The sequence below is a fragment of the Pseudomonadota bacterium genome (assembly GCA_016719885.1).
Classification (GTDB): Bacteria; Pseudomonadota; Gammaproteobacteria.
This window is the reverse complement of the sequence record JADJYF010000012.1, coordinates 80,460-100,962: the sequence shown is the minus strand read 5'-3', so window position 1 is coordinate 100,962 and position 20,503 is coordinate 80,460. Positions and strand designations below refer to the sequence as shown.

The 20,503-nt window shown below is 66.7% G+C and carries 18 protein-coding genes and 1 tRNA gene; 17 read left to right on the top strand and 2 right to left on the bottom strand.

Features of this window, described 5'->3' with window-relative positions:
- Window positions 1-98 precede the first annotated feature (98 nt).
- From IPM80_13635 to IPM80_13595, 9 genes are all read left to right on the top strand, one after another.
- On the top strand, window positions 99-1,799 hold the full coding sequence (locus IPM80_13635) for a secretin N-terminal domain-containing protein (protein MBK8959435.1): 1,701 nt from the start codon (window positions 99-101) through the stop codon (window positions 1,797-1,799).
- 84 nt (window positions 1,800-1,883) lie between these two features.
- Window positions 1,884-3,548: a tetratricopeptide repeat protein gene (locus IPM80_13630; protein ID MBK8959434.1), complete on the top strand. Its 1,665-nt coding sequence runs from the start codon at window positions 1,884-1,886 to the stop codon at window positions 3,546-3,548.
- A complete protein-coding gene (gene tadA / locus IPM80_13625) occupies window positions 3,545-5,254 on the top strand; it encodes a Flp pilus assembly complex ATPase component TadA (GenBank protein ID MBK8959433.1) in 1,710 nt (569 codons plus the stop codon). Before IPM80_13630 ends, tadA begins: the two co-directional genes overlap by 4 nt.
- Complete coding sequence (locus tag IPM80_13620) at window positions 5,254-6,459, top strand: type II secretion system F family protein (protein MBK8959432.1); 1,206 nt, start codon at window positions 5,254-5,256, stop codon at window positions 6,457-6,459. Before tadA ends, IPM80_13620 begins: the two co-directional genes overlap by 1 nt.
- A gap of 16 nt (window positions 6,460-6,475) precedes the next feature.
- Window positions 6,476-8,032: a hypothetical protein gene (locus IPM80_13615; GenBank protein ID MBK8959431.1), complete on the top strand. Its 1,557-nt coding sequence runs from the start codon at window positions 6,476-6,478 to the stop codon at window positions 8,030-8,032.
- Window positions 8,016-8,633: a hypothetical protein gene (locus IPM80_13610; GenBank protein MBK8959430.1), complete on the top strand. Its 618-nt coding sequence runs from the start codon at window positions 8,016-8,018 to the stop codon at window positions 8,631-8,633. The genes IPM80_13615 and IPM80_13610 overlap by 17 nt, the downstream gene beginning before the upstream one ends.
- Window positions 8,634-8,677: 44 nt before the next feature.
- The gene (locus IPM80_13605; protein ID MBK8959429.1) at window positions 8,678-9,076 is read left to right on the top strand and encodes a hypothetical protein; all 399 of its coding nucleotides are present in this window, start codon (window positions 8,678-8,680) and stop codon (window positions 9,074-9,076) included.
- Between the two features lie 49 nt (window positions 9,077-9,125).
- Window positions 9,126-10,937 carry a hypothetical protein gene (locus IPM80_13600; protein MBK8959428.1) on the top strand — a complete coding sequence of 604 codons (1,812 nt, stop codon included), beginning with the start codon at window positions 9,126-9,128 and terminating at the stop codon, window positions 10,935-10,937.
- A 46-nt stretch (window positions 10,938-10,983) separates the two neighbouring features.
- On the top strand, window positions 10,984-11,742 hold the full coding sequence (locus IPM80_13595; protein ID MBK8959427.1) for a hypothetical protein: 759 nt from the start codon (window positions 10,984-10,986) through the stop codon (window positions 11,740-11,742).
- On the opposite strand, the gene IPM80_13590 is transcribed toward IPM80_13595, so the two are convergent.
- Window positions 11,708-13,504, bottom strand: coding sequence for a HAMP domain-containing histidine kinase (locus IPM80_13590; protein ID MBK8959426.1), 1,797 nt, complete (start codon window positions 13,502-13,504; stop codon window positions 11,708-11,710). The genes IPM80_13595 and IPM80_13590 overlap by 35 nt on opposite strands.
- Before the next feature lie 143 nt (window positions 13,505-13,647).
- On the opposite strand from IPM80_13590, the gene IPM80_13585 reads away from it, so the two are divergent.
- The 5 genes from IPM80_13585 to IPM80_13565 all read left to right on the top strand — a co-directional run bounded on the left by IPM80_13585 (window position 13,648) and on the right by IPM80_13565 (window position 17,627).
- On the top strand, window positions 13,648-14,397 hold the full coding sequence (locus IPM80_13585) for an ABC transporter permease (GenBank protein MBK8959425.1): 750 nt from the start codon (window positions 13,648-13,650) through the stop codon (window positions 14,395-14,397).
- A 3-nt stretch (window positions 14,398-14,400) separates the two neighbouring features.
- On the top strand, window positions 14,401-15,129 hold the full coding sequence (locus tag IPM80_13580) for a hypothetical protein (protein ID MBK8959424.1): 729 nt from the start codon (window positions 14,401-14,403) through the stop codon (window positions 15,127-15,129).
- 168 nt (window positions 15,130-15,297) lie between these two features.
- On the top strand, window positions 15,298-16,005 hold the full coding sequence (locus tag IPM80_13575) for a prepilin-type N-terminal cleavage/methylation domain-containing protein (GenBank protein MBK8959423.1): 708 nt from the start codon (window positions 15,298-15,300) through the stop codon (window positions 16,003-16,005).
- A gap of 10 nt (window positions 16,006-16,015) precedes the next feature.
- The gene (locus tag IPM80_13570) at window positions 16,016-16,750 is read left to right on the top strand and encodes an ABC transporter ATP-binding protein (protein ID MBK8959422.1); all 735 of its coding nucleotides are present in this window, start codon (window positions 16,016-16,018) and stop codon (window positions 16,748-16,750) included.
- A 73-nt stretch (window positions 16,751-16,823) separates the two neighbouring features.
- Window positions 16,824-17,627, top strand: coding sequence for a PAS domain-containing protein (locus IPM80_13565; protein ID MBK8959421.1), 804 nt, complete (start codon window positions 16,824-16,826; stop codon window positions 17,625-17,627).
- Here IPM80_13565 and IPM80_13560 read toward each other — a convergent pair.
- The gene (locus IPM80_13560) at window positions 17,562-17,993 is read right to left on the bottom strand and encodes an OsmC family protein (GenBank protein MBK8959420.1); all 432 of its coding nucleotides are present in this window, start codon (window positions 17,991-17,993) and stop codon (window positions 17,562-17,564) included. The two genes, IPM80_13565 and IPM80_13560, sit on opposite strands and share 66 nt — an antisense overlap.
- Before the next feature lie 202 nt (window positions 17,994-18,195).
- Here IPM80_13560 and crp point away from each other — a divergent pair, with 202 nt between their 5' ends.
- The 3 genes from crp (at window position 18,196) to IPM80_13545 (ending at window position 20,500) form a co-directional block, all read left to right on the top strand.
- On the top strand, window positions 18,196-18,837 hold the full coding sequence (crp, locus tag IPM80_13555; GenBank protein MBK8959419.1) for a cAMP-activated global transcriptional regulator CRP: 642 nt from the start codon (window positions 18,196-18,198) through the stop codon (window positions 18,835-18,837).
- A gap of 55 nt (window positions 18,838-18,892) precedes the next feature.
- The gene (locus IPM80_13550; GenBank protein ID MBK8959418.1) at window positions 18,893-19,762 is read left to right on the top strand and encodes an enoyl-CoA hydratase/isomerase family protein; all 870 of its coding nucleotides are present in this window, start codon (window positions 18,893-18,895) and stop codon (window positions 19,760-19,762) included.
- 661 nt (window positions 19,763-20,423) lie between these two features.
- Window positions 20,424-20,500: transfer RNA gene (locus IPM80_13545), tRNA-Met, on the top strand.
- The last annotated feature ends 3 nt before the right edge of the window (window positions 20,501-20,503 follow it).

Genomic DNA, 20,503 nt, shown 5'->3' with positions numbered 1-20,503 from the left:
AGGGGTAGAGTTCTTTATTTATTAGATATTTATAGTAGATTTATAATGTGTTATGTTGGAAATGGGCGATCCCGAACCGCGACCCGAGGCCCATGCACATGAAATTCAAAGCGATAGTCGTGACGCTGCTGGCGCTGCTGGCGCTGCTGGTCGCCGGTTGTGCCGAGATTCGTCCGCATCCGCCGGCCGCGCCGCCGGCCGGCCATCTGAACAATGCCCCGGTCGCGCCCGCCAGCAGCATTCCCGAAGTGGTAGGCCAGGTACCTTACGTGCCGACGCCGGCCGCCACGCCCGCGCCCGAGCGCTACACCGTGGTGGTCAACGATGTGCCGGTGCGCGAATTGCTGTTCGCGCTGGCCCGCGACGCCAAGCTCAACATCGATATCGGTGGCGCCATCAGCGGCAATGTCACGCTCAACGCCATCGACCAGACCTTGCCGCAGATCCTCGAGCGCGTCGCGCGCCAGGTGTCGCTGCGCTACGAGGTGACGCAGGACACCATCGTCATCGCCCCCGACGATGCCTACCTGCGCACGTACGAAGTCGGTTACGTCAATCTCGCGCGCGACATCGATACCACGGTCAACGTCGCCACGCGTGTCGCCACCACCGGCGACAGCTCGGTGGAGGACGGTGGCGGCGGTGGCGGTCGCAGCAGTGGTGGTGGCGGCGAGAACAACTCCTCGTCCACGCGTCTCGAGACCCGTTCCTACAACCGCTTCTGGGACACGTTGCGTTCCAACATCCTGTCGATACTCGGTGAAGCCAACAACACCAGCGGCGACACCCAGGCCTCGGACAAGGTCATCGTCAACGCCGAGAGCGGACTCATCACGGTGCGCGCCACCAGTCGCCAGCACAAAACCATCGAAGAATTCATCCAGCGCGTGCTGGTCAACGCGCGGCGCCAGGTCATGATCGAGGCGACCATCGTCGAGGTGTCCCTGAGCGATCAGTACCAGGCGGGTGTCGACTGGAACCTGTTGCTGAACAATTCGAATTCGGCGGGTTTCACCGTCGATCAGACCATGCTCGGCAAGATTGCCGACGGCGCCATCGACAACGCCATTTCGTCATTCACCCTCGGCTACAAGAATCCGGCGCTGGGCGACAACACCGTGACCGCCACCGTGCGCCTGTTGCACGAATTCGGCGATACGCGCGTGCTGTCGAGTCCGCGCCTGATGGTGCTCAACAACCAGACCGCGGTGCTGAAAGTGGTGGAGGAACTGGTCTACTTCACGCTCAATGTCACCGACAAGGATTCCACCACCACCTCCCAGGGCCGCACCCTGGTCGAGACCGATGTGCACTCGGTGCCGGTGGGACTCGTGATGGCGGTCACGCCGCAGGTGTCGGCCAACAGCGAGGTGACGCTCACCGTGCGTCCCACCATCTCGCAGAAGATTGACGATGCCGTCGATCCGGGCCCGGCCTTGATCACCGAGTTGCGTGGCTCGTCGAGCAACGTCACCAATCTCGTGCCGGTGATCCGCGTGCGTGAAATGGAGTCGGTGTTGAAACTGGTCGATGGCCAGATCGGCGTGCTGGGCGGACTCATGCAGGACGACATTCGCGGCGGCCACCGTGACGTGCCGGGCTTTTCCCGCATCCCGGTGCTGGGCGACATGTTCTTTCGCACCGAGGAAACCAACAAGCGCAAGACCGAACTGGTGGTGTTCCTGCGCCCGGTGGTGGTGCGCGACCCGAACATCAACACCGACCTGAAGGACTACGCGGCCCTGCTCGGCCACACGCCGCCGCCCAGCGCCGCGGTGCCCGCGCCGGCGACGCCCTGAGGTCGTGAGCATGTCGCGCGTTGCGTACATCGCGCCGTTGTCGTTGCCGAGCATGGCGCGGGCAGGCGCACGCGAGGCGCGCCCATGAGCCTGTTGATGGACGCCTTGCGCCGCGCCGAGGCCGACAAGAAGGCGCAGGAGGAACGCGCCGCGCGGGCCGCGGGCGACGAAGCGCCGGCCGCCGACAACGGCGTCGTCACGCGCATCTCGCCCTACAGCAAATCCCAGGACGACACCGTGCAGATCGACGGCCGCGCGCTGCAGGCCGCCGCCGCCACCATGGCCGACTTCGACCTGCGCATCGACGACAATCTCGACCGCAGCGTTTCCATGACCCTGCCCGAGAGCCTGAGCCTCGAACCCTTGGACGGGCCGGCCGCCGCCGATGGCAACGACACCGATTTCCTGCCCATGGAGCGCGGGCCCGATGAAGATTTCGAGGCGGCCGAATACGGTGGCAACGTTACCTTCACCAGCCGCGTCGAGCGTCGCGAACAGACTGCGACCCTGCCCAATGCGCGCGGCCTGTCGAGCGATCTCGATGATTACTTCGACCGCTCCCAGACCTTGTCCGCGCCGAAAAATGACCAGCCGGGCGAGGACGGTACGCTCGAAGAGGTCGCCGCGCATACCGTGGCCGGCGCGCAAACCGTGTTCCGCGCCGGTGAGCGACCGCGCAGCGGGCGCGTGCTGACCTGGGTCGCGGCGCTCGCCATCTGCATCGTGCTCGGTATCGCCGGTCTCGGCGTCTACTACGCCGGCCTGAATCCCGCGCCGCACGTGGTGCCCTCACCGGCGGTGGCACGCGACGTCGAAAAGGCACCCAGCGAACTGCACGTCCCGGGCGCGCCACTTGGTCTGCCGCTCAACAGCGACGGCACCTTGGCGCGCATCGACACCCGCCCGCCGCCAGAGGCGAGCAGCAAGGTGGAGAGCGCGGAGACGGTCCAGGGCAGCGCGCCTGTCGCCGCCGATGTGGCGCCGCCGCCCGCCGCCGCGCCCGCCGAAGCCAAGCCCGCGGCCGCCGATGCGCTTGCCGCCAGGCCGCGTGAACCGCAGCGCCCGCGCGCGCCGCGCCGCGCCGCGCCCGCAACCCAAAGCCACGCGGCGAGCGAAGAGATCGCGAGTGGCGAAGTGCGCATCTCGCGCAGCCAGCGCCCCAATCGCGTCGATGTCACCTTGGCCGAGGCCTATGCCGCGTTCCAGGCCGGCAATCTCGACGAGGCGGCCAAGCTTTACGACCGCGCGCGCGCACTCGATCCGGAGCGCCGCGACACCTTGCTCGGCCTCGGCGCGGTGGCCTTGAAACGCGGCGACCTGCCGCGCGCCTACGAATGCTATGCGACGGTGTTGAAGCGCAATCCCGACGACCCGGTGGCGAGCGCGGCCTTGTTCAACATGACCGAGGCCGACGGTGAAGGCGGTGCGGCGCGTTTGCGCCTGCTGCTCGACGAGCATGCCGACGCTGCCTACCTGCACGCGGCGCTCGGCAACTGGTACGCACGCCGGCAACGCTGGCCCGACGCGCAGCAGGCCTATTTCGACGCCGCCCGACTCGAGGCCGGCAATCCCGACTACGCCTTCAACCTCGCCGTCAGCCTCGATCACATGGGCCAGGGCGCGGCGGCGCTCGAGTATTACCGCAAGAGCCTTGACCTGCGCGCCGCGCGCAGCGCCGGCTTCAATGCCGAGGCCGCGCAGGCGCGCGTCGCCGCGTTGTCGGCGCCGGCGGGTGGCGGCGCGCCATGAATTCACCCAAGCGATCGCTGCGCATCGGCGAGCTGCTGGTCCAGAAAGGCGTCGTCAGTTCCGATCAGATCCGCATCGCGCTGACCGAACAGCGCAAGAACCGCGATCACCTGGGCCGCATCCTGGTGCGGCTCGGCTTCGCCACCGAGGCCATCATCCTCGACGTGCTGGGCGGCGCGCTCGGCCAGCAGAAGGCGCAGCTCTCGCAGGTGGTGGTGGACTCGGAAGCCATTCGTCTCATCCCCAAGGACATGGCGCGGCGCTTTCACATCCTGCCGCTGACCTTCGACGCCAACAACAATCGCCTGACGGTGGCGATGGCCGACACTTTCAACGTCGTCGCACTCGACCAGATTGCCGCGCATCTCGGCGGCGCCGTCGAAATCGTGCCCTTGATGGCGGGCGAGGCCGAGATCGAGAAAGCCATCGACCAGTTCTACGGCTTCGAATTGTCGGTCGACGGCATCCTGCGCGAAATCGAAACCGGCGAAATCGACTACGAGAGTCTCGACGCCGACAGCGCCGAGTACAGCCAGCCGGTGGTGCGCCTGGTCAACGCGCTGTTGTCCGACGCGGTGAAACGCGGCGCGTCGGACATCCACTTCGAACCGGAAGAAGGCTTCCTGCGTTTTCGCTATCGCATCGACGGCGTGCTGCGCCAGATCCGCTCCTTGCACAAGAACTACTGGTCGGCGCTGGCGGTGCGTTTGAAGGTGATGTCCGGCATGGACATCGCCGAGACCCGCGCGCCGCAGGACGGCCGCATCACGCTCAGCCTGTCGGGGCGCCAAATAGATTTTCGCGTGTCGACCTTTCCCACCGTGCATGGCGAGAACATCGTGCTGCGCGTGCTGGACCGCCAAAAGGGCATCGTGCCCATCGACGAGCTCGGGCTCGACGACGACGTGCTGATGACCTTGAAGCTCATGGTGGCGCGGCCCGAAGGCCTGCTGCTGGTGACCGGCCCGACCGGCAGCGGCAAGACCACCACGCTCTACAGCCTCTTGAACCACCTCAACACCGAGTCGGTCAACATCATGACCCTGGAAGACCCGGTGGAATACCCGATGGGCATGATTCGCCAGACGTCCATCAACGAAGTCGCGCGGCTCGATTTCGCCAGCGGCGTGCGCTCCATCCTGCGCCAGGACCCGGACATCATCCTGGTCGGCGAAATTCGTGACGAAGACACCGCCTCGATGGCTTTCCGCGCCGCCATGACCGGCCACCAGGTGTTCTCGACCCTGCATACCAATTCGTCGCTGGGCACCTTGCCGCGCCTGCTCGACATGGGCATCCGGCCCGAGATCCTGGCGGGCAACATCATCGGCATCATCGCTCAGCGCCTCATCCGCAAGCTGCGCATGGATTGCCGCGAAGCCTATGAACCGAGCGAACTCGAATGCCGCATCCTCGGCATCGAGCCCGGCGCGCGCGGCCGCCTGCTCTATCGCGTCGCCGAGGAATTCGGTCACGCACCGCACCAGGGTTACGAAGGGCGTACCGCGATCATCGAGGTGCTGCGCTTCGATCGTGAAATCGACGAACTCATTGCGCAGAGCGCCAAGCTCAAGGAACTGACCGTGGCGGCGCGCCGCCGTGGCTTCCAGTCCCTGGCCGACGTCGCCATCAAGCGCGTGCTGGAAGGCCTGACCTCGCTCGATGAAGTGTCGCGCGTGGTCGATCTCACCGAGCGTCTCGGCTGATGGAAGCCTATCGCTACAAGGCCATCAACGCCCAAGGCCGCGTGCTGCAGGGGCGCGTCGACGCCGTCAACCCGGCCGACCTGGAAACGCGCCTCGCGCGCATGGGCCTCGACCTGGTCAATTTCCGCGAACTGCCGTCACGCAATCGCAACGTCACCGGGCGCGGCATCGAGCGCATCGACCTCATCACGTTCTGCTTTCATCTCGAGCAACTGGTGCGGGCCGGCGTGCCGATCCTCGAGGGGCTGTCGGATCTCCGCGACACGGTCGACAACCGGCGTCTGCGCGAAGTGACGGCGGCCATGATCGAAGGCATCGAGGGCGGCAAGAACCTGTCGCAGGCGATGGCTGATTTCCCGTTCGTGTTCTCGCCGGTGTTCGTCAGCCTCATCCGCGCCGGCGAGGAAAGCGGCCAGTTGACGCGCGTGCTGGCCAAGATCATCGAAAACCTGAAATGGCAGGATGAGCAGGCGGCCTACACCAAGCAGATCCTGACCTATCCCGCCATCGTCACGGTGTTCATCTTCCTCGCGCTGTTCTTTCTCATGATGTTCGTGGTGCCGAAGCTGGTGAGCTTCCTCGCCACCATGGGCCAGGCCCTGCCGCTGCAGACCCGTGCGCTCATCGCCACCTCGAAATTCTTCACCGAGTACTGGTACCTGGTGCTGTTCCTGCCGCTGGCCGGCACACTTGGTGGCGTGCTGGCGTTCAAGACCAACCCGCGTTTCGCCGAATGGTTCGACGACCTGTGTCTGAACCTGCCGCTCATCGGCCCGGTGTTGAAGAAGCTCATCGTCACGCGCGTATGCAACGTGTTCTCCATCATGTACTCATCCGGCATCACGGTGCTGGAATGCGTGCGCACCACCGAGAACGTGGCGGGCAACCGCGCGGTGGCCAATGCCATGCGCGAGGCCGGGCGCATGATTGCCGACGGCGGCGGCATCAGTCGCAGTTTTGCCGCCACCGGCCTGTTCCCGCCGCTGGTCATCCGCATGCTCAGGGTCGGTGAAAACACCGGCGCGCTAGAGAACGCGCTCGACAACGTCAGCTATTTCTACACGCGTGACGTCGCCGAGTCGGTGCAGCGTCTGCAGGCGATGATCATGCCCATCATCACCATCGCGCTGGGCGCCGTGCTGTTCTGGATAATCGCGGCCATCCTGGGGCCCATCTATGATTCGTTCACTAAGATCAATTTTTAGCAGCCCGCCACCGCGGGTGCTCCTGGTCAGTGGCGATCGGGCGATTCTGTACCTGTTCGATGGCGCGCGCCTGGCGCAGGCCTATATCTTCGCCGCCGATGACCATGGCTACGCCTTGTTCGACCGCTGCTTGAAGGAGATCGGCCAGGCGCCGCTGTGCGTGCTGGTCGACGTGGTCGAAGAGGAATACCGCCAGGACACCATTCCCCATGTCGGCGCCGTCGATCGTCGCGCGGTGCTGGCGCGCAAGTACGCGCGCCTGTTTCGCGGCACGCCCTATCACCATGCGCTCGGCCAAGGCCGCGAGGGCGAGGGGCGCAAGGATGACCGCGTGTTGCTGACAGCCATCACCCGCCCCGAGATATTGAGTGCATGGCTGGCGCCGCTCAGCGCGCACAAGGTGCCGGTGGCCGGCATCTACTCCCTGCCGATATTGAGCGAGCGCCTCTTGAAACGCATCGGCGCGGTCGGTTCCAACGTGCTCTTGATCAGCCTGCAGAAGGCCAGCGGCCTGCGCCAGACCTTCTTCCGCGACGGGCAATTGAAGATCAGCCGCCTCGCCCACATGCCGCGCCTGGGTTCGGTGCCGTTCGCCGATCACCTGCTCGGCGAAGTTGAGAAGCTCAGGCGCTATCTCAATTCGCTGGCGCTGATCTCGCGCGACAGTCCGCTCAGCATCTACATCCTCTCTCACGGCCAGCTGCTGACCGAACTCGAGCAGCACTGCCACGACAGCGACAACGAGAAGTTCGTGCTGCTCGATGTCGACCAGGTGGTGGCGCGCGTGGGTTTGCGCGAAGGTGGCGGCTCGCACTTCAGCGACGTCATCTTCGCACGCCTGCTGGCCAGCGAAGTGCCCGCCAACCACTACGCGCGGCCGGAAGAAACGCAGTACTACACGCTGCACCGTCTGCGCCTGGCGCTGGCCACCGCCAGCCTCCTGATGGTGCTCGGCAGCGGCGGCTGGAGCGGTATCAATTTCATCGAAGGCGTGAATTTCAAGCAGCAGGCCCTAGACGCGACGCAGAAGGCGCGCTTCTACGGGCAGCGCTACGAACTGGCGCGCGCCAAGCTGCCGCCGACGCCGGTCGAGCCCGAGCAGATCAAGACCGCGGTCGACGCGGTGGCGACGCTGCGCCAGTACAAGCCCGATGTCGCGCAGCTGCTCGGCACGCTGGGCGGCGTGCTGGAACGCAGCCCGATGGTCACGCTCGACGAACTGGCATGGACGGCGGCGGCCGATCCGCAAGCCGAGGTGACGGTCACCGACGCGCATCGCGCCGAGCGCGAGCCGCTGGCGGCGAGCGACGGGCACTATTACCAGGTGGCGGAACTCAGCGCACACCTCGAAGCCTTCGACGGTGACTTTCGCAAGGCCATCGCGGTGGTCGACAGCCTCGCCGATGAACTCAAGGCGCAGGACAAGGTGCATGGCGTGACGGTGCTGCAATATCCGCTCGACACGCGGCCGGAGGCCAGCGTCAGCGGCACCGCCAGCAGCGCCGGCGAACCGGTGGTGCCGGCCTTCAGAATCAAACTGGTGTTGGAGGTGCGCGATGGCCAGCCGGGCTGACTGGACCATCCTGCGCGGCACGCTGGTGGTGTTCGTGCTGGCGCTCGCCGCGTCGGCGGCGATGGTCACCGCCAGCTATTACTTTCGCCAGAACATGGAGCGCGAATACCAGGCGCATCACGCCGAGTTTCGCGAGGCGAGTCGGAAGTATCTCGCGGTCGACGACGAGGAACGCATCATCGCCGAGTTCTTTCCCGAGTTCCGACGCCTGTACGAGCACGGCCTGTTGGGCCGCGAGCGACGCTTGTCATGGCTGGAGGCTTTGCGTCGCGCCAGCGACGACATCGGTTTGCAGCAGGTCGCCTACAAGCTCGACGCGCAGCACGAAGCAAAACCCGACTTCCGCCTCGAGCTCGGTGACTACCGTCTCTATGCCAGCACCATGACTCTCAACCTGGCGCTGCTGCACGAAGGTGATTTGCTGCGCCTGTTCCAGGCCCTGGACAGCAATGCGCTCGGTCAATACGCGGTGCGCAAATGCGTCCTGAAGCGCAGCGGCGTGGAACTCGACTTGAGCGCCGGCGCCGCCAACCTGCAGGCCGATTGCACCCTCGACTGGTGGACCATCAATCTCGGCGGCGAGCGGGGCCTGTCGCTGTGACGCGCGCACTTGTCTGCGGGCTCTTGTGGCTGGCGATGCAGGGCATGGCGCAGGCCGCGGAGCTCGGGCGCCTGTTCCTGACACCCGCCGACCGCGCGGCCATCGACGCCGCTCGCCACGGCAGCGCCGAAGTGCGCGCGGCGCAGGCCGAGGCCATGCAGGAAACACCCGTCGAAGAGCGCGCGGTGACGCTCGAACCGCCGCTCGAGCCGGTCACGGTCAACGGTTACATCGCGCGCTCGGCCGGCGCCGCCACGGTGTGGGTCAATGGCCGCGACGCCGCGCCCGCCAGGCTCACGCCGCCGGGGCGCGATGCGCAGCGCGTGAAAGTGCCGCTCGGGCGTGACGGCACACAGGTCACGCTGAAACCGGGCCAGTCCTTCGATCCCGGTTCGCGCCGCGTATCCGATGCCTACCAGCAACGGCCAGCCGCGCCGCCTTGAGGCCTGCCGGACGCAGGCGGTGAGGCGTACGCCTGGTCGCCAGCGGGGCGTGGCCCTGATCATGCTGCTGATGCTGGTGGTGACGGCGTCGGCCTTCGTGATGCTGTCGGCCTTGAACAATCGCGCCTCGCGCGAGACCGCGCAGCGCCTCGTCACGGCCGAGGCCTTGGGACAGGCGCGGCGCGCACTGATTGGCTACGCGGTCGGCTATGCCGATGGCGTGCACACGCCGGACAAGGGGCCGGGGCGACTGCCGTGTCCCGACCTGCTCGGCGGCAGTGATCAGGGCGTCGCGGAAAGCACCGGTGATTGCCGTGCCGCCAGCGATCGCGAAACCGGTCTCTTGCCCTACCGCACGCTGGGCCTGACGACGCTCGCCGACGGCAGCGGCGCACCGCTGTGGTACGCGGTGTCGGAAAATTTTCGCAGCATGGTCACCACGCCCGTCAACAGCGACGCGGCCGGTGCCTTCAGTGTCGATGACATCGACGACGTGGCGGCCGTGATCATCGCGCCCGGCGCGGCGCTGAGCGGCCAGGCGCGTGGCAGCGCCAACGCCTACACCGCCGGCGCGTGGCTGGAGGGTGACAACGCGACGCTCGGCGACAACCGCTACACGCGTCTCGCGAGCGCCGCCAACAACGATACAGTGATGGTGATCACGCGTGGCGAACTGATGGCCGAAGTCGCCAAGGTCGTCGCTCGCGAAGTCGGTCTCGCGCTCGGCAATTACTACAACGACCCCGACGGCGACGACGACGCGGTGAGTGGCGCCGACCCTGAATGCGCACCGACCGATCCCGCCTGCGACAACGCCATGCCGTGGCTCGCACCGCGCACCTCGGGCTTCAACGTGGCGGTGGTCGGCGAGGGGCGCTCGGCCCTGGCGCGCCTGCCGCTGATGCAGTTGAACAAGGATTTCGACGCGTCGTTTTCCGCGCTGTGGTCGCTGGACGGCACCGGCAGCGTGCAGTTCACCGGCAGCGAACCGCCGTCCGAGACCTGCCTGCGCCACAATTTCTGCACGCAGATGATCAACGACAAGCCGGTGAGCGGCCCGCCCACGCCGACCCCCGTGACCTTTCCCGCGCCCTTGCTCGGCACCGCGGCGCCGCCCTGGGCCCAGGGCCGCTGCGTGCTCGGCCGCGACAAGAACGCCGCCTATGCCTTGAACCTGAGCTGCACCACGCAATATGCCTACAGCGTGCCGGGGCGCAGCCTGCGTCGCGTGTGGCAGCTCGACTTGGGCGGCAACACGCGCGTACTGCCGCCCGGCGCCGGCGCGCGCCGCAGCGTCGAAGTGCGCGCTCTCGGCAGCTGGCCGGCCGGCACGCTCGGCCGCGTGACGGTGGCCGACTACGAAGGCAGCACGCTGTTGGGCGCGGGCAGACTCGAGTTCACGAATTTCGTCGGCGGCAATCTGCTGGTGTTGACCGGCGTGCCTTTCGATCTCGAACTGTGGACCGCGACGCCGGTCGTCGACCGTCACCTTTCGCCCGGCGCCCTGCCGCCCTGGCTGTTCACCGACCAATGGTTGAACACCGTGCTGGTGCGTTACGCCGCCAGCGAGGCGCCGGGTTACAGCGGTCCGAGCTGCCAGGCGGCGGGCAACTGCCTGCGCCTGACCGTGACCCGCGCCGGCGAAACCACCTCCAGCACCGTCAACGATGTGCGCGGCGTGGTCGTGACCGCCGGCCCGCCGCTGCCGGCAGTGGCGTCGCCGGCCACGCCCGCGCAGGTCCGGCCGTCGGCCGATCTCAAGGATTATCTCGAAGGCGTGAATAAAATCGATGGCAACACCTACGAGCGTCGCGACGCGTCGAGCACCTTCAATGATCAAGTCCTGCCGTTGGCGCCCTGAGGCGTGCGCGCCCTTTCAGCGGCAGCGTGGCTTCACGCTGCTGGAAATGGCGATCGTCATTTTCATCGTCGGCATGCTGACGGCCGGCCTCATTGGTCCGGTGCAGATCCAGCTCGAAGCGCGCGACCGCCGCAGCACGCTCGACACCATGGCGCGCGCCGCCGAAGCCTTGTACGGCTACGCGCTCACCCATCGACGCCTGCCCTGTCCGGACACCGATGGCGACGGCATGTCGGACCCGCAATTCACGCTCGCCGGCGGCGGTGCGTGTGACGACCAGAGCGGCTTCCTGCCGTGGGCCGAACTCGGCGTGGAGGGAGGCGATGCCTGGGGCAATCACCTCGCGTACCGCGTGCGTGAAAGGCAGTTCACCTTTCCCGCGCAGAACAGCGCCTGCGATGGCAACACCGTGCAGGAATTCGACTTGTGTTCGCAGGGCAATATCACCATCGCCACCCGCGGTGACAACGTCGCCACCGCCGGCACCACCGAAGGCAAGTTCCTGTTCAACGCCGCCACTGCGGACAACGTCGCCGCCGTGATCGTCTCCCACGGCCGCAACGGCTATGGCGCCACGGCGCTCGACAACGTGCCGCGCGGCGCGGTGCCGGCCGACAACGACGACGAAGCGGAAAACGCCGATGGCAATGCCAATTTCATGTCGCGCGCCTACACGCAGTCGCAGAGCGGTTGTGCCGACGACGCCGGCGAGAACACGCCGCTGTGCGAGTTCGACGACCTGGTGCTGCCCGTCTCGCGTTCCCTCTTGGTCAGCCGCATGGTGTCGGCGGGACAGCTGCCGTAGCGGCCGCGCTCCGCGCGCAGGTCAATTCGAAACACACCTCGCCGTCGACATTGGCGGCCAGGCGCAGGCCACAGCCATGGCGGCGCGCGAGCTCGGCGGCCTGGTAGAGGCCGATGCCGAGCCCGGTGCGTGAAGGCACCGGCCGCTGGAACAGCTGGCGCGCGATGTGCTCGTCGATGGCCTGGCCGTCGTCGCGCACTTCGAGCCTGAGCGTGCCGTTCTCGACCACCAGTTTCAGCACCAGCCTGCCGGCCTGGCCGGCGGCGAGCTTGTGCCGCGCATTGTCGACCAGGTTGTCGACGATGCTGTCCAGGCACTCGCCCGGCAGCGGCTGCTCGCCATCGTCGATGCGGGCCTCGAGCGCGATGTCGTCGTCGCCGAGACGCTCGCCGAGCTCGCGCCACCAGCGCGCGGCGGGCACCAGCGTGGTCGTCGCGCTTTGCGGCCGCTGCAGTTTTTCCAGCGCCACTTTCAAGCGCTGGGCGATGTCCGGCAGGCGCCGCTTGAGCAATTCGAAGCCACGCTGTTCCTGGTGCGCGTCGCTGGCGCTCTGCAGCGCCGCGGCCAGCGTGTTGAGCGACTGCAACAGGTTCTTGATGTCATGGGTCACGCGCGCGCCGGTTTCATGCACCGCGCGCAGGTGCGCGGCGCCGGCCTGCTCGCGCTCGCGCTGCTTGGCGACGTAGAAATGCCCGAGCACCTGCACCAGCAGCCGGCAGTGGATGAGCAGCGCCGAGCTCACGCTGCGCTCGGTATAGAGCGTCACCGACAGCGCCTCGGTCTCGAGCGCCAGCGCATGGGGCGACGAATGGCCGTGCATGCCGTGGCTGCCGCTGCTCACCCACGCCGCGCCGGCTATCCACGGAATGTCGACCAGCGCCGCCACCGCGTCGTCGAGGAAATCATCGGCCTCGGGCCGTTGGCTGGCGAGGTTGGAGACATTGGCCAGCCACGATTCGAAACGCGTGCCGATGTTGAGCACGGATTTCTCCCACACCGCCAGCAGGCCGATGCTGCCGGCGCCGGGCGTCGTGATCCACGACAGGAAGAACAGGAACACGCCGAGCGCCATGAGTGTCGCGATCAAGGCCAGCGGGTACTCGAGCCCCAAGCGCAGCGTCATGGCCACGCTGAACACCGCCAGCAGCGCGGTCAACAGCGCGAAGGTGATACCGCGAAAGAAATCGACCGGGAACGGATCGCGCGGTGGCGCGATGATGGGCGGCATGGCGTACAGCACCGCGGGCGCGAGATACAGGCCGAGGCGAAAGCTCTGGGTAATGCCGGGCGCCAGCGGCTTGGCCAGGAACAGCTGCGCGGTGCAGTTGATCAGAAGCTCGCTGACCAGCATCGCCAGCGACAGCATGTAGACATAGCGTTCGCGGCGCGTCGAGAACGAGCGGCCGGCGAGGATGCCGATCAGGAGCACCAGCCACGCGAATACCGTCCACCAAGTCAGCCACAGCATCGCACCCACCAGCATCAGCGTCACCGCCAGCGCCGGCAGGTCGACCCGTTGCTCACGCTGCCAGATCGGTTGCCACAGGAAGAACAGGCCGAGATGCGTGACCATCAGCGCGCTGGCCAATTGGGTGTCGATGCCGCTGTCGAGCGCGGTATGCAGCACCAGCAGCATGGACGCAAGCAGCCAGTGTTCGTGACGTCGATCGAGAAACGGGTGGCGATGCGCGTCGCCGCCGTGGTCGGTGGCGTCGGGCGCGAGCGAGGACGTGACGGCGGCTTGCCGAGGCGGCTGGCTCAAATACGCTCTCCCTCAACGCGTCGCGTGTGGCATGTCGTTCAAGGCCCGCTGCGAGCCTGCTTCCGGGCATGCTAGCGGTATAGTAAAGGACGGTAAATCGCGGCTGCGCGCGGGACGGCATGAGTTTGAGAGGGCTTGGAGTGGTGGCTCGCTACACGCTGCTGGAAGCGGCGCGTACGCGTTTGCCATGGACCGCGCTGGCCGTGGTGGTCGGCGCGCTCGCGCTGGCCGAAGGCGCGGCGGGCCTCGCCCTCACCGACAGCCAGTCCTATCGCATCGAGATCTACGCGGCCTTCACGCGCCTCGCGCTGGTGGCGCTCACCGTCTTGTTCGTGACCAGCAGCGTGATGCGCGAGCTCACCGATCGCGCCATCGATCTCAGCCTGTCTCGGCCGCTGTCGCGCGGCGCCTGGTTCTGCGGCCGCCTTCTCGGCTACGCGCTGGCGGTGGCGCTGATGGGCCTGCTCGCGGCCGCGCCGTTGGCGCTGACCAGCACGCCGGCGGCGGCGCTGGCCTGGGGCGCGTCGCTGGCGGCGGAACTCGGCTTGGTGGCGGCGGCGAGTCTCAGCGCGGCCGTGGCCTTGACGCAACTCACCGGCGCGGTGCTGGCGGTCGGCGCGTTCTACCTGCTCTCGCGCATGATGGGCGCCATCGTGCTCATGAGTCGCGGGCCGACCGTCGAAGCGGGCGCCACCTCCAGCATCTTCATCGCGCAGCTGGTCGACGCGCTCGCGCTGCTGCTGCCGAGGCTCGACGAGTACACCCGCAGCGCGTGGCTGGCCGGCGGTGACGCGGCGTTCGGCGCACTGCCGACCATCGCCGCGCAGACCGCCATCTACGTGCTGCTGCTGGCGGCGGTCGGCTTGTTCGATTTCACGCGTCGCGAGCTCTGAGACATGCGCATCAAGACCATCGCCCGCGTGCCATGGCGCGTGCTGGCCGTGCTGCTGGCGGCGCTGGCCGCGCAGCTCACGTTCGCCAGCCTGCGACAGGCGCCGCGGGTCAGCGTCAGCGCCCTGCCGTCACCGCCCTCGGCGGCGGTGCTGCGCGTCGTGTCCCTCGACCAGCCGGCGCTGGCCGCGCGCCTCATGATGCTGTGGCTGCAGGCCTATGATTACCAACCCGGCGTGAGCCTGCCGTTCCGCGGTCTCGACTACGCCGCCATCGAAGCGTGGCTGGCGCGCATGCTGGAATTGGATCCCACGTTTCAATATCCCTTGCTGGCGGCGGCGCGCCTGTACGGTGAAGTCGACGACGCTCCGCGCCAGCGGCGCATGCTGGCCTTCATCGCAAGCAGCTTCAGCGCCGATCCCGCGCGGCGCTGGCCGTGGCTTGCCCACGGCGTGTATCTCGCCAAGCACCGCCTGAAAGATCCGGCGCTGGCTTTGCAGCTGGCCGAGGCGCTGGCCGCCGCCGATCCCGCTGCGGCGATTCCGGACTGGGCGCGGCAGATGCGCATCTTCGTGCTGGAAGACATGGGCGAACTGGAAAGCGCCAAGGTGCTGCTCGGCGGCCTGCTCGCGAGCGGCAAGATAGTCGACAGCCACGAGCGCTATTTCCTCGGTGAGCGCTTGGCTGAGCTGGAACGCCGCGGCGCGGGCCAGGCGGCGCCGCCAGCGCGGTGAAAATTGACGCGGTGAACGAGATCTCGTCAGGCAGGTGTCGAGATCTCGTCACATGCGTGGTGGTTTCGGCCTGGATTCCGGGCGCCACCGCCTGACATCAGTCACTTACATCCCTGGCACGCTGCGTGCACTGCGAAGGGCAGAAGAATCTCGCCCGGGAGCGAAGACATGCCCAATATCCGTCGCCAGCAGGGTTTCACCTTGGTCGAAATGGCCATCGTGCTGGTCATCATCGGCCTCTTGCTCGGAGGCATCCTCAAGGGCCAGGAACTCATCACCAGCGCCCGCGTGCGCAACATCGCCGACCAGAACAGCGGCGTGCAGGCGGCCTATTACGGTTTCATCGATCGCTATCGCCAGGTGCCGGGCGACTGGTCGCAGAGCAGCGCGGTCAAATCCATTCCCGGCGTGACCACCGGCGGTGACTCGAGCGGCCGCCTCGACAGCAGCAATGCCTGGGACGAGGGCCTCGCGCTGTGGGAGCACTTGTCGAAATCGGGCTTCATCCAGGGCAATTACACCGGCGGTAGTTCCAAGCCCGACCAGGACGACGTCAACCTGGCGCCGCGCAACGCCTTCAACGGCTTCCTGATGCTCTACAGTTCCAACGATTACTACGACAGCAGCAGTACGCCGAGCGAGAAACTCAACCTGGTGCTCGGTACCGGCATCCCGGTCAACGTGGTGGCCGAACTCGATCGCAAGATAGACGATGGCCTGCCCCAGAGCGGCGTGGTGCGCCAGGCCCTCACCTCCGGTGGCAAGTTCGATAGCGTGTCGCAGTCCAAGGCGGCCTGCGTCGACACCTCGCCGACGCCGGACATCTGGGACATCGCCAAGAACGAGCAGAACTGCAACGCCGTCTATCTCTACTAGGCACGGCGCCATGGCCGACACCGCCGCGCCGGCACTGGCCTTTCGCGGGGTCGGCAAGTCTTTCGGCCAGCGCGTGGTGCTGGCCGACATCAATCTCGAGATTGCGCGCGGCGAAGCGCTTGGCCTGGTCGGCGTGAACGGTGCCGGCAAGACCACCTTGCTGCGCGCGCTGCTCGACCTCGCGCGCCCCGACCAAGGCAGTATCGAAGTATTCGGCACGCCGGCCAGCCAGGCCGACGCTCGCCAGCACCTGTCCTATCTCGCCGAGCGATTCAGCCCGCCGGGTTTCGCCACCGGCCTGGAATTGCTGCGCTATCTCCTGGCCCTGCACGGCCTGACCTTCGACCTCGCCCAAGCCCGTGAGCAGGCGCTCGCACTCGATCTCGACCCCGCCGCGTTGGCGCGACCGGCGCGCCATTACTCCAAGGGCATGGCGCAGAAGCTCGGGCTCATCGCCTGCGTGCTCGCGCGCCGGCCGCTGCTGGTGCTGGACGAACCCATGAGCGGTCTCGACCCGCGCGCCCGCGCGCGCTTCAAGCGCTGCCTCGCGGCCCAGCAGGCGACGGGCACAACGCTGTTCTTCAGCACCCACCTGCTGGCCGACGTCGAAGCGCTGTGCGATCGCATCGCGGTGCTGGACGGCGGGCGGCTGGTCTACGTCGGCACACCGGCCGACCTGCTTCACGCCCAAGGCACGTCTACACTGGACGAAGCGTTCCTGTCCCTGCTCGGCGTCGCCGCGTAAAGCCGCAAGCGGCGCGGGCCGCTAAGAATGGCTGCGCTGCGTCGCGCCGTGGCTCATGCACACAGGACTTTTCATGGTAGACATCCACCCCGAACACGCCCGCTCGGTCCTTGAATCCCTCGCCATCGGCGTGGTGCTGGTGGACAAGCACGGCCACGTGAACTGGGTGAACGCCTACACCTCGACGCTGCTGAAAAAGCCGGCCGAGGAACTGCTGGGTCGCGCCATCGCCGATCTCGACCTGCCCTATGCGCCGCCCGAAGCGAGCAGCGAGCCCATGGAAGTCCGCATCGACGGCGCCATGCTCGGCATCACGCAGCGCTACGAACATGCCGGCGGCGTCGGCGCGGTGCTGCTGCTGCTGGACCGCGGCCACGCGTTGGTGTGGTTCCTGAGTACGCTCGCCGGTGGCGTGCCGGGCGCGGTGGCGGCCAGTGGCGTGCTGGCGCGCGCCGCCATTCAACATCGCCTGGACAGCGAGATCTCGCGCAGCCGCCGTTACCAGAACGAACTGACCTGCATCGCCGTGCATTGCGCGGGGCCGGACGCCGAGGCACGCGCGGCCGGCGTGGCGCGCCTGCTGAAGGAGCAACTGCGCTGGGTGGACCTGCTCGGCCAGTGGAGCGACGACACCCTGCTGGTGGTGTTGCCCGAAACCGCCCTCGACGCCGCCCAGGGCCTGCGCGACAAGCTCGCCGCGCTGTTGACCGCGCCGGGCAGCGGCGCCATCGCCTGCGGCGTCACCGCCTGGCACAAGGGCGACAATGCCGAACGCATGGTGGCGCGGGCGATGGCCTCCGCGCCCGCCGACTCACCCCGCCGGGAGGGACAAGTCCACTATCTCGAAGTCGTGGGTGATGGCGACCGTCTGCCTTAGCATGATGGTGGCGGAGCAGTATTTTTCCGCCGACAGGTTCACCGCGCGCTCGACCGCCGCGGCCTTGAGACCGGCGCCACTGACTTTGAAGTGGATGTGGATGCGGGTGAATACCTTGGGCACCTGGTCGGCGCGCTCGGCCTGCAATTCGACTTCGCAGCCCGCGATGGGCTGGCGACCTTTCTTGAGAATGTCGACCACGTCGAAGGCGGTGCAGGAGCCGAGGCCGGTCAACAACAGCTCCATCGGCCGCGGCCCGAGGTTGCGACCGCCGGCTTCCGGCGGGCCGTCGACCACCACCGCGTGACCACTGCCGGTGACGCCGACGAACATCGCGTCGTCGACCCACTTGATCGTCGAATTCATGATTCAAAAACCTCGGTGCTGAGTGTGCCGTTGGCCCACGGGTAGTGTGATAAATGCCCGGTATGACAACGGCGGGATGGCTTTTAAGCTCAATAAATGAGTATCTTAAGTCCATAACATTCAGAATCGCACACTATGGACGATACTTGTTCACAAGTCGTGCGGACCATTGTCTGCGGACCTTAAGTCAGCGGGGTATTTCATGAGCGTCGTGCAACCTGTCAAGGGCAAGGCCGACGAATTGATTCTGCGCTTCCTCGAGCATTGCCACAGGCGGCAGTTCCCGGCGAAGAGCACCATCATTCGGCAAGGCGATCCGTCCCACGATTTGTTCTACATCGTGCGTGGGTCCGTGACTGTCATGCTCGAGGACGAGGAGGGTCGCGAGCTGGTGCTGGCCTACCTCAATGCCGGCGATTTCTTCGGCGAAATCGGTCTGTTCAACGAACACGTCAATCGCAGCGCGCTGGTGCGCGCGAAAAATGCCTGCGAGATTGCCCAGATCAGCTATGAACGGCTGAAGAGCATGTCGACGCTGTTCCCCGACCTGTTGTTCGCCATTTCCTCGCAGCTCGCCACGCGGCTGCGCAAGATGAACCGCAAGATAGGCGATCTCGCGTTCATGGATGTCTCCGGTCGCGTCGCGCGCTCGCTGCTGGACTTGTGCAAGGAGCCCGACGCCATGACCCATCCCGACGGCATGCAGATCCGCGTGACCCGCCAGGAACTCGGCCGCATCGTCGGCTGTTCGCGCGAGATGGTCGGCCGCGTGCTGAAGAATCTCGAAGAGCAGCACCTCATCAGCGTCAGCGGCAAGACCATCGTCGTGTTCGGTGTGCGCTGAGCGCGCGCCTCATCCGTAAGCAGTAAACGCGCCGGCTTCTTGCCGGCGCGGCTTTATGCGCGCACCGCGCGCCGCCTATGATGGCGCTTTCGGCCATCGGGGAGTTGCGCGGGTGCCAGAATTCTCAAGCGTCGACGTCGCCGATGGCATCTGGCTCGTGACCATGCGTCGCCCCGAGCGCATGAACGCCCTGCATCCGCCCGCCAACTTCGAACTCGCCGACATCTTTGCCGCGTTCGCCGCCGACGCGGACGCCCGTGTCGCGATCCTGACCGGCGAGGGCGAGCGCGCGTTCTGCGCCGGCAACGACCTGCGCTATCTCGCTGAAGGCGGCGCGCGCCGCGTGCCGGAACTCGGCTTCGCGGGCCTCACCGCCAACTACCAGCGCAGCAAACCGGTGATCGCCGCCGTCAACGGCCTCGCCATGGGCGGCGGCTTCGAGATTGCACTGGCCTGCGATCTCATCATCGCCGCCGAGCATGCCTATTTCGGATTGCCCGAAGCGCGCGTGGGGCTCGCCGCCACCGCCGGTGGATTGCACCGCCTGCCGCGCCAGATAGGTTTGAAGCCGGCGCTCGGCATGATCCTGACGGGCCGGCGCGTGATGGCCGACGAAGCGCTGCGACTGGGCTTCGTCAACGAAGTGGTGCCAGGGCCGGCGCTGCTCGATTGTGCACGCCGCTGGGCGCAGCAAATTCTCGAATGCGCGCCGCTCTCGATTCGCGCCAGCCTCGACGTCGTCCAGCGCGGCCTCGCCGAAGCCAGCCTCGAACTCGCCGCCAGCGCCGACTACGCCAGCATCAAATCGCTCTATGCCAGTGAAGATGCCCAGGAAGGCCCGCGCGCGTTTGCCGAGAAGCGCAAGCCGCAGTGGCGGGGGCCGCTGACGGGGGTTTTGGTTGGGGCCAATCCCTCGCACACCTGACGGTAGAGTTGGGTTCGCCCTCAACCCCGGCTTGCGCGCCGTGATGGAAATCGCCCGCCCCACCCACGACGGCCGCGGCACGCCCGCCGCTGCCTCGACCAGGCGCTGGTAATTCGCCGCGATGGCCGGCTCGAAGGGGCCGGTGCGCCGCGCATTGGTATCGAAGCTGATGGCGAGCACTTCCTGGGTCGCGAGCAGGGTCGTGTCGCGATACATCTCCTGGTAGACGTGGGCACGCTTGCCGTCACAGGCGAGGATACGGGTCTCTATCGCCAAGTCCTCGCCCAAGTGCGCCTCGGCCTGGTAGGTGACATGGGATTCCAGCGCCACGGTCGAGCGCCCGGCGCTTTCGATGTAGTCCAGGGTCATGCCGACCACCGCCTTGTAGGCGTCGATACCGATCTCGAAAGCCTTGATGTAATAGGCCACGTTCATGTGGCCGTTGTAGTCAATCCACTCCGGGAACGACGGTGGCGTGATTGACGACCAGGCCATTGGCCGGCAGGGAGGCGTGCTGCATGACGAACCCGGATTCTTGAGGGGCCCGCATTGTAGAAGATGTGTAAGAGCCGCCCCTAACCTTGACAGGCCCGGGGCCAGCCCCGATCATTCCCGCCCCCGAACCCGGCGCCGCTTCTCGCGGCGCCTTCGGCGATTCTCCGGCTATGTAGCTCAGTTGGTTAGAGCGCGGCACTCATAATGCTGAGGTCGGTGGTTCAAATCCACCCATAGCCACCAATG